Annotated in this window: 13 protein-coding genes; 7 read left to right on the top strand and 6 right to left on the bottom strand. The window is 67.2% G+C overall.

Going from position 1 to position 12,147, the window contains the following annotated elements; all coding sequences use genetic code 11:
* Positions 1–60: 60 nt before the first annotated feature.
* Positions 61–1,734 carry a serine/threonine dehydratase gene (locus AC1DVA_RS07225; RefSeq protein ID WP_476805498.1) on the bottom strand — a complete coding sequence of 558 codons (1,674 nt, stop codon included), beginning with the start codon at positions 1,732–1,734 and terminating at the stop codon, positions 61–63.
* A 91-nt stretch (positions 1,735–1,825) separates the two neighbouring features.
* Here AC1DVA_RS07225 and AC1DVA_RS07220 point away from each other — a divergent pair, with 91 nt between their 5' ends.
* On the top strand, positions 1,826–2,701 hold the full coding sequence (locus AC1DVA_RS07220; RefSeq protein ID WP_265050738.1) for an HpcH/HpaI aldolase/citrate lyase family protein: 876 nt from the start codon (positions 1,826–1,828) through the stop codon (positions 2,699–2,701).
* Positions 2,702–2,817: 116 nt separating this feature from the next.
* Here AC1DVA_RS07220 and ppa read toward each other — a convergent pair whose 3' ends face one another.
* Positions 2,818–3,354: an inorganic diphosphatase gene (gene ppa, locus AC1DVA_RS07215; protein ID WP_265050739.1), complete on the bottom strand. Its 537-nt coding sequence runs from the start codon at positions 3,352–3,354 to the stop codon at positions 2,818–2,820.
* Between the two features lie 150 nt (positions 3,355–3,504).
* Here ppa and AC1DVA_RS07210 point away from each other — a divergent pair, with 150 nt between their 5' ends.
* On the top strand, positions 3,505–4,227 hold the full coding sequence (locus tag AC1DVA_RS07210) for a fused DSP-PTPase phosphatase/NAD kinase-like protein (RefSeq protein WP_476805497.1): 723 nt from the start codon (positions 3,505–3,507) through the stop codon (positions 4,225–4,227).
* Positions 4,228–4,261: 34 nt separating this feature from the next.
* Here the strand turns inward: AC1DVA_RS07210 and AC1DVA_RS07205 are convergent, their stop codons facing one another.
* From AC1DVA_RS07205 to hmuQ, 3 genes are all read right to left on the bottom strand, one after another.
* Positions 4,262–5,629, bottom strand: coding sequence for a hypothetical protein (locus AC1DVA_RS07205; protein ID WP_265050741.1), 1,368 nt, complete (start codon positions 5,627–5,629; stop codon positions 4,262–4,264).
* Between the two features lie 224 nt (positions 5,630–5,853).
* Entirely contained in the window at positions 5,854–6,375 is a 522-nt protein-coding gene (hutX, locus tag AC1DVA_RS07200) for a heme utilization cystosolic carrier protein HutX (protein ID WP_265050742.1), read from the bottom strand.
* Between the two features lie 10 nt (positions 6,376–6,385).
* Positions 6,386–6,733 carry a heme-degrading protein HmuQ gene (gene hmuQ / locus AC1DVA_RS07195; RefSeq protein WP_265050743.1) on the bottom strand — a complete coding sequence of 116 codons (348 nt, stop codon included), beginning with the start codon at positions 6,731–6,733 and terminating at the stop codon, positions 6,386–6,388.
* A gap of 360 nt (positions 6,734–7,093) precedes the next feature.
* Here hmuQ and AC1DVA_RS07190 point away from each other — a divergent pair, with 360 nt between their 5' ends.
* From AC1DVA_RS07190 to AC1DVA_RS07175, 4 genes are all read left to right on the top strand, one after another.
* Positions 7,094–8,038, top strand: coding sequence for a heme/hemin ABC transporter substrate-binding protein (locus AC1DVA_RS07190; protein WP_476805496.1), 945 nt, complete (start codon positions 7,094–7,096; stop codon positions 8,036–8,038).
* 23 nt (positions 8,039–8,061) lie between these two features.
* Positions 8,062–9,141: a FecCD family ABC transporter permease gene (locus AC1DVA_RS07185; RefSeq protein ID WP_476805495.1), complete on the top strand. Its 1,080-nt coding sequence runs from the start codon at positions 8,062–8,064 to the stop codon at positions 9,139–9,141.
* On the top strand, positions 9,134–9,958 hold the full coding sequence (locus AC1DVA_RS07180) for a heme ABC transporter ATP-binding protein (RefSeq protein WP_265050746.1): 825 nt from the start codon (positions 9,134–9,136) through the stop codon (positions 9,956–9,958). The genes AC1DVA_RS07185 and AC1DVA_RS07180 overlap by 8 nt, the downstream gene beginning before the upstream one ends.
* Before the next feature lie 123 nt (positions 9,959–10,081).
* Positions 10,082–10,606, top strand: a complete 525-nt coding sequence (locus tag AC1DVA_RS07175; protein ID WP_265050747.1) for a L,D-transpeptidase — start codon at positions 10,082–10,084, stop codon at positions 10,604–10,606.
* A gap of 6 nt (positions 10,607–10,612) precedes the next feature.
* Here AC1DVA_RS07175 and AC1DVA_RS07170 read toward each other — a convergent pair whose 3' ends face one another.
* Entirely contained in the window at positions 10,613–11,560 is a 948-nt protein-coding gene (locus AC1DVA_RS07170; protein ID WP_476805494.1) for a 2-hydroxyacid dehydrogenase, read from the bottom strand.
* Positions 11,561–11,799: 239 nt separating this feature from the next.
* On the opposite strand from AC1DVA_RS07170, the gene AC1DVA_RS07165 reads away from it, so the two are divergent.
* Entirely contained in the window at positions 11,800–12,117 is a 318-nt protein-coding gene (locus AC1DVA_RS07165) for a DUF2853 family protein (RefSeq protein ID WP_265050749.1), read from the top strand.
* Positions 12,118–12,147 lie beyond the last annotated feature (30 nt).

Genomic DNA, 12,147 nt, shown 5'->3' with positions numbered 1-12,147 from the left:
GCATGCGCAGCCGCACGCGACATCGTCCAGCCCCGACGGCAACGACCAAGGGGCGGAGGCTCAGCCGACGATGGCCGCGAGCTTGCCCAGATCGACATTGGCGCCGCAGACCAGCACGCCGAGCCGCTCGCCTTGCGCCGGCTTGTAGGCGCCGCAGAGAAGCGCGCCCAGCGCCGCGGCCCCGCCGGGCTCCACCGCCAGGCGGAAATCGCGCCAGAGCACGCCCTGCGCCTCGGCAATCGCTGAATCCGGAACCAGCACGATGTGATCCACGCTGTCCTTCGTCGCATCGTAGACGAGCTGGCCGACATTGCGGGCGCCCAGCGAATCAGCCGCGACAGATGCGACCTTGACCTCGACCGGCCCCTTAGCCTCGAAGGCCGCCTGCAGGGCGCGCGAGCCCTCCGGCTCGACGCCGACGACCTTCACCTTGCTGCCGGCAAACCAGCTGGCGATACCCGAGATCAGGCCGCCGCCGCCGACTGCGACGAGCACGGTATCGAGATCGGGCTCCTGCAAATCCCACTCGCGACCCAGCGTTCCCTGTCCGGCGATGGTCTCCAAAGCCGCGAAGGGATGGATCTTGAGCGCGCCGGTCTCGGCGACGAAGCGATCGCAGGCCGCCTGGGCGTCATCATATTGCGCACCGCCGACGACGACTTCGGCGCCGAAGCGCTTAATCGCCTCGATCTTCGCGGCCGGCGAGATCTCCGGCACGAAGATCGTCGCCTTCACGCCGCGTGCCCGCGCCGCATAGGCTACCGCAGCACCATGGTTGCCGCCCGAGGCCGCCGCCACGCCGGCAGCCGGAATCGGCAACGAGAGCAGGTTGTTGAAGGCGCCGCGCGTCTTGAACGAGCCCGCATGCTGCAGGCATTCGAGCTTGAGCGAAATGTCCCCCACCGAGAAGGCGCCTGCCCCGAGCCGCATCACCGGCGTGATCCGGGCATGACCGGCGATGCGCCCGGCCGCTTCCTCGATCATCGGACGGGAGACGGGCGAGGCGCTCATGACGGTATCCTGTAGGGGCTGGCGCGGGGACGAAAACGTCCAGATCGCGATGGGCAGCCCGTGGCTATCGCGTCCCGGCGGATCGGGGAAGGGCTTCCCGCGCCCGGCAGCAATGTGCCGGGCGACGACCAGGGCCGCCAGCGCATCGAGCAGATCGTCGGCCGGAATCCCCGCCTCAACCAGCAGACCGCATCGTTCCGCCAGTCCCGATGGATTGATCACGCCCTTGATCTTCTTGGGGTGGGAGAGTGGCGCGCCCTTCATCGTGCGGAACGCCAGCTCGGGATGGACCTCGAAGACACGCTCGCACAGCGCGGCTTCGGAGCGCAGCAGCCCGTCGATCTCGCGGATCTTCGGGAAGAGGTGAAACCCCTGCTTCGAGACCTTGCGCGGCGGTTCGGAAGCCGCGAGCGCGAGCCTGCAGGCTTCGGCATAGTCCAACGCGGCCACGGCAGCGCGCGCCGGAATCGCGAAGACGGAGGATTGCCGCTCACCGAGCAACGGCCGCACCAGCCGCTCCGGCCCGCGACCGGAGCCCGTCACCCGATCCGGCAAGCCGATCGGCATGTCAACCGCCACGATGTCGGGCAGGATTTCGCCCGAGAACAGATCCCCGAAACGAGAAAGGACCCGCGCCACCGGGGCGTGGTCCGGCTTCTGCGTATCGGTGAAAGCCGCGATCCAGCCGCCACGGCAGCCATCGACGCCTGCCACCCACGCCATCCCTGTTCTCCTCCGCCTTTCGCAGCGCTGGCATTGCATCTGCGTTGGTCTACTGTGCAGCGCAGCACAGCCGGCCGTGTCAGGAGAGACAATGACCACGATCCGCCCCCGCCGCAGCGCCCTCTATATGCCAGGCTCGAACGCGCGTGCGCTCGAAAAGGCGCGCGACATCGCGGCCGACGTCCTGATTCTCGATCTGGAGGACGCCGTCGCTCCAGATGCCAAGGCCGCTGCGCGCGAGCAGGTCTGTGCCGCGGTGAAGGCCGGCGGCTATGGCCGGCGCGAGCTGGTGATCCGCGTCAACGGCGTCGGGACGCCCTGGTTCGCCGATGATCTCGCAGCCGCCACGGAAGCGAAGCCCGATGCGATCCTGATCCCCAAGGTTTCCGCGCCCGAGACCCTGGGGGAGATCGGGGCACAGCTGACCGGCCTATGGGCCGACCCCGCGATCGCGATCTGGGCGATGATCGAGACGCCGCTCGCCATCCTCGATGTCGAGCGCATCGCACGCGTCGCAAGYGATCCGGCGACGCGCCTGTCCTGCTTCGTCATGGGCACCAACGATCTCGCCAAGGAGACACGTGCCCGCTTCGTGCCGGGCCGGGCGCCGATGCTGCCCTGGCTGACGAGCGCCCTGCTGGCCGCCCGCGCCCATGGCATCGACATCCTCGACGGCGTCTACAACGACATCAAGGACGAGGTTGGCTTCCGGGCCGAATGCGAGCAGGGGCGCGACCTCGGCTTCGACGGCAGGACGCTGATCCACCCGTCGCAGGTCGACGTCGCCAACGCGGTCTTCGCGCCCGACGAGACGGAGCTGGCGCGGGCGCGGGCCGTCATCGCCGCCTTCGACCTGCCGGATAATGCCGGCAAGGGCGCGATCCAGCTCGACGGCCGCATGGTCGAGCTGCTGCATGCCGAGATGGCGCGCCGCACGGTGGCGCTGGCCGAGGCGATCGCGGCCTGACCAGCGTCGTCATTCTCGGGCCGCGCCTTGCGCGGACCCGAGAATCTCATGACGAGAGGGCGCTGGTAGCCGAGATACTCGGGTAAGCCCGAGCATGACGAACCTTTCCGTCCGGCTCAGGCCTTCGCAGCCTTGGCCCGCTCGATCGCCTCGACGATCAGCTTCTTGGCCATGACGGCATCGCCCCAACCCTTGAGCTTCACCCATTTGCCGGGCTCGAGATCCTTGTAGTGCTCGAAGAAGTGCTGGATCTGGTCGAGGGTGATCTGCGGCAGATCGGTGTAGTTGTGGACGTTCTCGTAGCGCTTGGTCAGCTTCGGCACGGGAACGGCGATGATCTTCTCGTCGCCGCCGCCCTCGTCCTCCATCAGCATCACGCCGATCGGCCGGACCGCGATATAGGAGCCCGGCACCAGCGGGCGCGTATTGGCCACGAGCACGTCGCAGGGGTCGCCATCCTCCGACAAGGTGTGCGGGATGAAGCCGTAGTTTCCGGGATAGCGCATCGGCGTATAGAGGAAGCGATCGACGAAGAGCGTGCCGGCTTCCTTGTCCATCTCGTACTTGATCGGCTCGCCTCCGATCGCCACTTCGATCAGGACATTGACTTCGTCAGGCGGATTCTTGCCGATGGAGATGGCGTCGATGCGCATGGGGAACCTGTCGTTGCGAAATTTGCCGGGCCTTATGCAAGTTCGGTGCGAAAAGTCCAACCCCTTCCTTGGTTTTCAGTTTCGCAATGATTTGCGCTGGGGGAGTCACGCTGGTATCGGGCGCTGCATGAAATCGACCGAAGCCCTCCCATGCTGACCCGGCTGCGCTCCGACGAAGAGCGCTATGCCCGCCGCATGGCACGCATCGCACGCTGGGACCGGCCGATCGAGGGCCGCGGCCAGCGCCTGCGCGCCTGGGCCAACATGCTGCTCGTCGACCACGGCATCTTCCGCATTGCCTATCTCAACGCGCATCGCGTGACGCCGGGCCTGTGGCGCTCGGCGCAGCCTGCTCCGCATCAGATTGCCCGCTTCGCCCGCCAGGGCCTCAAGACGATCGTCAACCTGCGCGGCGGCCGCGAGCACGGCTCGTGGCCCCTGCAGAAGGAAGCCAGCGAGCAGCACGGCATCGCGCTCGTCGATTTCGTGCTGCGCTCGCGCGGCGCGCCCGACCGCGAGACCATCCTGAGCGCGAAAAGCTTCTTCGAGAACCTGCAGGAGCCGGCGCTCGTGCACTGCAAGTCGGGCGCGGACCGGGCCGGCTTCTTTTCTGCGCTCTATCTGCTGATCCACGAAAAACGGCCGCTGGATGAAGCCACGCGCCAGCTTGCGCTGCGCTACGGCCATTTCCGCTTCGCCAAGACCGGAATCCTGGATGCGTTCTTCGATGCTTATCGCCGGGAAGGCGACGCGAAGGGTATCGGCTTCCTGACCTGGGTCGAAACGATCTACGATCCCGCAAGGCTCGAGCGCGAATTCAAGCCGAGCCTGTTTTCGGCGATGATTGCTGACCGGCTGCTTCGCCGGGAGTAGGCCGGCCAGCTGTCAGCGGTGGAGGCGGCTTCCTTCAGCGAGCCGCGCTCCCAGCGGCGAAGCCGTCCATCGTCGTCGTCTCGTCCTCTCCGAGATGCAGCCAGATGAAGAGGGTGTGCGCTAGGGCGCGCAGCATCGAGATCGCGCCGATCGCCTGCAGCAGTCCGGCGGAGAGCGAGCCGAACCAGATCATGGTCGCTATGATCGCGGCCAGCGCCGCCGCATTGACCAGCACCTGCCAGAATGGCTGGCGCGACAACGTGGCCATGTCCTGAAGCGGCGTCAGAATGGCGATGCCGGCATAGAAGGGCGCGAGAAGCGCGATCACCGTGCCGAGCTGCTCCCAATGAGTCCCTTCAAGGAAAGTCTCGATCACATCGGCGGCAACGGCAATCGCCCCGAACAGCGCAGCCGCAACGGCGATCAGCCCCAGCGCCATGATCCGCGCCGCGAAGCGTCGGCGCGATCCGGCATAGGAACGGAGCCGGTTCAAGGCGATGGGTGTCGAGACCGTGCCGAACATCTGCGCGGGCATATCGAGGAGCCGCATCGACAGTGCGACATGGGCGGCCAGCAGCGTGTTCGCGGCGTAGGGCAGCGCCAGCACCGGCGCGATCGCGAAACCATAGGCGAGCAAGGCGCTCGGCAGCAGCGTCACGGGCACGGCGCGCCAGCGGTAAGCCCCCTCGAACAGGCTGCGCCGTGACCAGAGCCGCGGTTCGACAAGCGCGGAGACCGCGCCCCGCCGCCGCCACAGCAGATAGCCGGCCGCGAGCATATGGCCCAGCGCGTCGGCCATGAACAGGGCGAGAGCCTTCGGCCCGAAGAGGCCGATCAGGATCAGCATGATCGCGGGCTGGAGCATCGCCTGCACGACGTTGCTGTTGCCGATCGCGCGGAAATCCCCTTCAGCCGTCGCCTCGGTCCAGAGCAATCTGAGGACAGCGCGGGCGGCCAAAGAACAGAGAAAGAGCACGGCGACAGCCGGAGCGACCCAGCCGGATATGGCCAGCCCAGCCAATGCGACGGCCGTTGCGCCGCAGAATGCCAGACCGACGGCGATGGCGAGCCGGAAGGCCAGACCGAGCCGGGCGCGATCCCCATTCCGGAAGAACACGGCTTCCAGCCGCAGCAGCGCGGCCATCGAAACGAAATTCACCACGGAGGAGAAGACGGCGAAAGCGGCGAAGACGAAAGGCGGGCAGAGCGCGGCCGCGATCAGCAGGCCCCAGACCGAGATCATTCGTGCCTGGATGAAACGCAGGCCAAGGAGCACCGCGGAACCCAGGCTCGAGCGCAGCATCGGCTTGCGCGCAGCCACGAAGCGCCGCCCCGCCGCAACAGCCAGGGCGGGCCGGCTGGGCGGAAGCAGCGCCCGTTCCATCGCGACACGAGCGGCCATATCGACATCCACGACTGAGCCATCGGGCAGCCGATCGCCGACCGGACCTATATTCCCCTTCAAGGGGAGCTCAGGCGAGGCGGTCACGGGCGACGGGCCTTCTGTCGCGAAGGCTGCGCCCGAATGGTTAATGGTCCGTAAATCTCAGTCATGGTCAGCCGTGGGCGGGGCAACGGCCCCGCGGACACGGCGCATTAACTGCACCATGTCGCCTTTTTTGCGGCTCAGACGAACGTTGTCTTGAGCGCCTCGAAGCGTCCTAGCTGATCCGTCAGGAGTTCGCGCGCGGCATCGCGCCGCACGAAGATCTTGAACATCACCTCGCCGGCGCCGTTGAAGAACTGCACCGAGCAAGCGCGCCGGCCCTGCGCCGTGCTGCGGTCCACGAGGTAGATCGCACGGCAGTTCTCGGCCTTGATGTGACCGCCGATCGGGCTGTCGCCATGGATGTTGTAATAGCCGTGCCCGAAGCTGCCGACCGGCAGCGAGCCTTCGCATTCCAGCACGATGTCGGGCGTGTGCATCAGGAAGAGCACGGTGCCCCAGGCCGCGAGATCCTTCCAGACATCCTCGAAGCGCTCGGGCGCCACGAAGAGCCGCTGTTCCGCTGGCAGGAGCTCGAGCACCGCACGCGTCGAGACGTTCGCCTCGCGCGCCACGGCCTCGATCAGGCCGTCGGGCTTGGCGGCGAGCAGCGCGCGGGCGCGCTCGATCGGGTCGCGGGTCGCGATATCGGCAGTCGTCATGGTCACTGCCTCACTCGGCCGCCTGGCGGGGCAGGTGCGGATTGGTTTCGCTCAGCACCGTCTCGAACCCCTCGAATTCGGGATGGCCGAGGTAGATCGGCGTCGGGCGCGGCTGCCCGGCGTTCCGGTGGGACTCGCGAAACTGCTCAGACTTGGTCCAGGCGGTGAAGTCGTCCTTCGAGGCCCAGCTCGTATGCGACGAATAGAGCGTGTGATCGTCCTTTTCCGGACCCTTCAGCAGGTGGAAGGAGAGGAAGCCGGGCATTTCGTCGAGCCGGCTCTTGCGCGAAGACCAGACCGTTTCGAAGGCGGCTTCCTCGCCCTTGACGACCTTGAAGCGATTCATGGCGATGAACATCGACAAATCCTGCAGTGAAACGCCGCGAGGCGGCTGAAACGAATGGTGCCGCGACGCGGCCGGTCATCGCCGGTTCCGGATGAGCGCCTTGCAAAGCGTTGTATCCGAAGGAGCGCACGCCGGAGGCGGCCGCACGGCAATGCGTCGCGACCGAAGCCGGCCGCGCTCAGGCGCTGCCCTTGACCCCTTGTAGTAAAGGCGAATATCACCGTCAACAATATGCACGAGTAATTCTTGTTTTGAATAATTAAAAACAGGAATTACTTGGCGTTGAATCCTTCTAATCACAACCGATCTTAGACGATCGGGCCGATCTGCGGTGGCCGCGGCCCATCGCCTGCGCCCGAATGGAGTGGCAACATGTCTGGCTCGCGCGACCAAACGGCATATTCCGGCCTCATGCGGCCGAACCGGCGCGAACTGACCGCCACGGCTCTGGCATTGCTCGGCCTCGGCGGGCTTGCTCCCCTCGCCCCCGCTTCGGCCCAGACATCCGAGCGCATCGTCGTCGCCGGCGGCGTCATCACCGAGGTCATCTATGCGCTTGGCCTGCAGGACCGGGTCGTCGGCGTCGATTCGACGAGTCAGTTTCCGGCCGATGCCCTGAAGGACAAGGCCAATATCGGCTATGTCCGGGCTCTCTCGGCCGAGGGCGTTCTGTCACTCAAGCCGACGCTCGTCATGCTGATCGACGGCGCCGGCCCGCCGGACGCGGTCTCCCTGCTCAACGAATCCGGCGTTAAGCTCGCCCGCATCTCCGACGGGCTGACGCCGGACGGCGTCGTCACCAAGATCGCGGCGATCGGTGCGGCCATCGGCGCCGCCGCCCCGGCGGAGCGCCTCGCGGCGCAGACGCGGGCGCGCTTCGACGAGCTGGCGGCCCTGCGCTCCGGCATCACCAAGAAGCGCCGCGTGCTCTTCGTGCTCTCGCTTCAGAACGGCCGCGCCCTCGTCGGCGGCCGCAACAGCTCGGCCGATGGGATCATCGCGCTCGCCGGCGGCATCAATGTCGCCGACGCGATCGAGGGCTACAAGCCGATGACGGATGAGGCGATCGCCGCCGCCGCCCCGGAGATGGTGCTGATGATGCGCAACAGCAGCGCCCACAACACCACGCCCGAAGAACTCTTCGCCATGCCGTCCTTCTCCCAGACGCCCGCTGCCAACGGCAAGCGCCTGGTCCACATGGACGGCCTCTATCTGCTCGGCTTCGGCCCGCGCACACCGATGGCCGCGCGCGATCTCATGGCCGCGATCTATCCGGAAGCCGCCATCCCCGCATTGAAGACGGCTGCCGCCCCGTGACGCTCGCGGCACCAGCCCCGTCGATGACCTCCACCGCCCTGACGACGCTGATCGCCGGCCGGCGCCGCGTCGGCCTGCTCGCCGTTATCGGCCTCTCCCTGGCCTGCCTGCTGCTTGCCATCGTCGCGATCGGCCAAGGGGCCATTTCAATCCCGCCCGGCCGCGTCGCCGAAATCCTGATGGCCAGGCTCACAGGCGATACGACATTGCTGGAAGGGCGCGACGTCCTCGTCGTTCTCAACATACGCCTGCCGCGCGTCCTGCTCGGCCTGCTCGTAGGCGCGGGCCTCGCCGTCTCCGGCGCGCTGATGCAGGGGCTGTTCCGCAATCCGCTGGCCGATCCCGGCCTCGTCGGCGTCTCGAGCGGCGCGGCCCTCGCAGCGGCCGCCACGATCGTGCTCGGAGACCGGTTCCTCGCGGGGACCATGATGAAGCTGCCCTTCGCAGCCCTTCCCATGGGTGCCTTCTGCGGCGGGCTGGTCGCGACGCTGGCGCTTTACCTCATCGCCACGCGCGGCGGGCGCACCTCGGTCGCCACCATGCTTCTCGCCGGTGTCGCGCTGGGCGCGCTGGCGAGCGCGCTGACCGGCCTCCTCGCCTTCATCTCGGATGACCGCCAGCTGCGCGACCTGACCTTCTGGTCGCTCGGCAGCCTCGGCGGCGCGAGCTGGACCAAGCTCTCAGCGGTCGCGCCGATCATCCTGCCCATGCTCCTGCTGATGCCGCTGCTGGCCCGCGGGCTGAACGGGCTGATGCTGGGCGAGGCCGAGGCCTACCATCTCGGCATACCCGTCCAGCGCATCAAGGCGCTGGCGATCCTATTCGTCGCCCTAGCGGTCGGTGCGAGCGTCGCCTCGGCCGGGCTGGTCGGCTTCGTCGGCATCGTCGTGCCGCATCTGATCCGGCTCTCCGTCGGCCCCGATCACCGACTGCTGCTGCCCCTCTCGGCGCTCGGCGGCGCGATGCTGCTCGTCGGCGCGGACATCGTCGCGCGTTTGATCGTCGCCCCGGCCGAGCTGCCGATCGGCATCGTCACGGCCACGATCGGCGCGCCCTTCTTCCTCTGGCTGCTGCTGCGTCGCTCGAGCGTCCTCGATGTCTGAGTCCGTACCGATCCTCTCCTGTCAGGAGCTGAGCTTCGTCGCCGGCGGGCGCCGGCTCGTTGCCGACGCCACGCTCGAACTCGCCGGCGGCACGACGACGATCCTGATCGGGCCGAACGGGGCCGGCAAGTCGACGCTCCTCAAGCTGCTGACCGGCGAGATCAAGCCGGCCGGCGGCGGGATCCGCATCGCCGGCGAGCCGCTCGCGGCGGTGCCGGCCTGGCGCATGGCCTGCCTGCGCGCAGTCATGGCCCAGCATGCCCGCATCGCCTTCCCCTTCAGCGTCTACGAGGTCGCGAGCCTCGGCGTCGACGGCATCGGCCGGGCGCTGACGCGCCAGCGGCGCGAGGCGATCGTCGCCGAGAGCCTTGCTTCCGCCGGCGTGATCGATCTCGCCGGCCGGCGCTACCAGACACTCTCGGGCGGCGAGCAGCAGCGCGTGCAGTTCGCCCGCGTGCTCTGCCAGCTCGAAGCCGGCAGGAGCGTCGCCGAACGGCAGGTGCTCTTCCTCGACGAGCCGATCGCCAGCCTTGATCTCTGCCATCAGCTCTCGTTGCTCGACATGGCGCGCAGCATCGCCGCACGCGGCGTCGCGGTGCTGATCGTGCTGCACGACCTCAACCTCGCCGTGACCTATGCCGATCATCTCGTCGTGATGGATCAGGGCCAGATTATCGCCCAAGGCCCACCGGCACGCACGCTCGACGACGCCCTGCTGCGCCAGGTCTTCAAGGTCGATCTGACGCTGAGCCGTGCCCCGGCGCCCGGCCTGCCCTTCCTCCTGCCGCAGCAGCACCGCTCGCGGCCGGCAGCGTAAGCCCGCGCTCCCCATGGGTTCACCGACGATTCATCCTGAATCGCCGCTTCACCATATCGCTCAACCCGCGCTTCACGGCTCGGGAGCCTAACTCCCGCTCACCAGCGAACGGGAGTTTCGATCATGGCCAGATATGTTGCCGCCCTCGGCCTCGCCGCCCTTCTGGCGCCGGGCCTGATTGTCGCCACGAACGATGCCGCGCAAGCGCGTGAGGTCGTCGGCATCCGCGATGCACGCTTCGAGCCCGGCACCATCGTCATCCGCACCGGCGAGCGCCGGCTCTACTACGTCGTCGCTCCGGGCGAGGCGATCCGCTACACCATCGCCGTCGGCAAGGCCGGCAAGCAATGGCGCGGCGTCAAATATGTCGAGGAGCTGCAGGTCGACCCGGCCTGGGCGCCACCGGCCGAGGTCAGGCGCGACAATCCCCGCCTGCCCGACGTCATTCCCGGCGGCTCGCCGCGCAACCCGATGGGCGCGCGCGTCATCGGCCTTGGACCCGGCGGACAATACGCCATCCATGGCACCAACATGCCGAACACCATCGGCACCGCAGCCTCCTATGGCTGCTTCCGCATGCACAACCAGGACGTGATCGACCTCTACGCCCGCGTCCAGATGGGCACGCCGGTCGTCGTCATGCCCTGAGACGATCTAAAGATCGACTTCCGACAGCAAGGGGTGCCCGGCGAAGAACGTCTCGAGATTGCCGAGCAGGAGCCGGAGTTGCCCCTGCTTGGCATCCTGCGAGCTGGCCGCGATATGCGGCGTCAGCACGACATTCTCGAGCTTGCGCAGCCGTTCCGGCACATGCGGCTCGGCGGCGAAGACGTCGAGCGCTGCACCGGCGATCCGCTTCTGTTCGAGGGCGTCGCATAGTGCGTCTTCATCGATGGCGAGGCCGCGCGAGATGTTGACGACGTAGCCCTGCGAGCCGAGCGCGGTCAGCACCGCGTCATCGACCGCATGACGCGTCTCGGCATTGGCGCGGACGGCGACGACGAGCACATCGGCCCATGCGGCTAGGCCGAGCAGGCTGTCATGGAAGCGATAGGGCAGCTCCGGCTTGGCGGAGCGGTTGTGATAGCCGACCTCCATCTCGAACGCGGCGGCGCGGCTCGCGATGCGGCTGCCGATGGCGCCGAGCCCGTAGACGCCGAGCTTCCGGCCGGCGAGATCCGGCGTGTTCGCTACCGGCTCATGGCCCCGATTGCTCCAGAGACCCGCGCGTACGAAGCGGTCTCCCTGTCCGATCCCGCGCATGACGCAGAGCACGAGGCCCATGGCGAACTCAGCGACGCTGCGCGCATTGGCGTCGGCAGCGTTGCAAAGCCTGATCCCACGGGCCTTGGCCGCAACGCGATCGACCCCCTCGATGCCCGTCCCATAGCAGGCGATCAGCTCGAGATTCGGCAAGGCGTCCATCAGCCCAGCGCTGGTCGGCCGCCCGCCATAGGTCAGCAGCACGCGCGCCTGTCTCGCCTCGTCGGGCACCGCAGCCGCATCGTCGCCCTCGATCGGCCCGATCACCGTATAGAGCTGCTTCAGCTTCTCGATCGCGTCGTCGGCGAGACGCGGCACCATCAGAATCGTCGGCTTCATTGCATCGCTCCAGAAGATGCTGCATCGCAACACCGCGCAGCCTCGTGCTCAACCCACATTTGCGAATGCCCCGCCATCCGCGCCGCGCATTCCCGACTTCGACCAAAGGCGGCATCAAACCGTTCCAAAAGCCTGAAATAGCGCGCGTTTCCCACTCGCCCCCCGCAAAGAACCGCGTTAACCTTCCCTCGCGACACGCAACCGCCCGTGCCTCCCACGGGCCAGGAAGGGGCTACCAGATGGATCACCTCGCCGACGTGAAGAAGTTCGCCAAGAAGCCGTTGAACGATGCTGCCTTCGCCGGCATGTCGAAGGCCTATGCGCTGGTGATGAGCAAGCCGGACACCCGTTACGTCGCCTGTTCGGATTCGGCCGAGATCGACCGTGTCCGCGAGAACTTCCTGAAGAAGAAGCTGGGCCTGAAATCCGGCGATCTCGACGGTTCGATCAAGGCGATCTGCGAGCACATGAAGGCGGACAGGACCAAGTCGCGCCTGACTTTCTATTATCTGCTGGCCGAGCATCACGGAAAACTCGACCTTTTCATCAAGAAATAAGTCCCCGGCCCGGCCTTCGCCGGGCATTTT

The sequence above is a fragment of the Allobosea sp. P4_C6 genome, from assembly GCF_056402015.1.
This window is presented reverse-complemented; position numbering and strand designations above follow the sequence as displayed.

Excerpts from the sequence above, each read along its gene's own strand:
- AC1DVA_RS07210 (WP_476805497.1), top strand. The coding sequence starts at position 3,505 with ATGCTGACCCGGCTGCGCTCCGACGAAGAGCGCTATGCCCGCCGCATG.
- hmuQ (WP_265050743.1), bottom strand. The coding sequence starts at position 6,733 with ATGTTCATCGCCATGAATCGCTTCAAGGTCGTCAAGGGCGAGGAAGCC.
- AC1DVA_RS07185 (WP_476805495.1), top strand. The coding sequence starts at position 8,062 with ATGACCTCCACCGCCCTGACGACGCTGATCGCCGGCCGGCGCCGCGTC.
- AC1DVA_RS07175 (WP_265050747.1), top strand. The coding sequence starts at position 10,082 with ATGGCCAGATATGTTGCCGCCCTCGGCCTCGCCGCCCTTCTGGCGCCG.
- AC1DVA_RS07165 (WP_265050749.1), top strand. The coding sequence starts at position 11,800 with ATGGATCACCTCGCCGACGTGAAGAAGTTCGCCAAGAAGCCGTTGAAC.
- AC1DVA_RS07225 (WP_476805498.1), bottom strand. The coding sequence starts at position 1,734 with ATGGCGTGGGTGGCAGGCGTCGATGGCTGCCGTGGCGGCTGGATCGCG.
- AC1DVA_RS07180 (WP_265050746.1), top strand. The coding sequence starts at position 9,134 with ATGTCTGAGTCCGTACCGATCCTCTCCTGTCAGGAGCTGAGCTTCGTC.
- hutX (WP_265050742.1), bottom strand. The coding sequence starts at position 6,375 with ATGACGACTGCCGATATCGCGACCCGCGACCCGATCGAGCGCGCCCGC.
- AC1DVA_RS07205 (WP_265050741.1), bottom strand. The coding sequence starts at position 5,629 with ATGGCCGCTCGTGTCGCGATGGAACGGGCGCTGCTTCCGCCCAGCCGG.
- ppa (WP_265050739.1), bottom strand. The coding sequence starts at position 3,354 with ATGCGCATCGACGCCATCTCCATCGGCAAGAATCCGCCTGACGAAGTC.
- AC1DVA_RS07170 (WP_476805494.1), bottom strand. The coding sequence starts at position 11,560 with ATGAAGCCGACGATTCTGATGGTGCCGCGTCTCGCCGACGACGCGATC.
- AC1DVA_RS07190 (WP_476805496.1), top strand. The coding sequence starts at position 7,094 with ATGTCTGGCTCGCGCGACCAAACGGCATATTCCGGCCTCATGCGGCCG.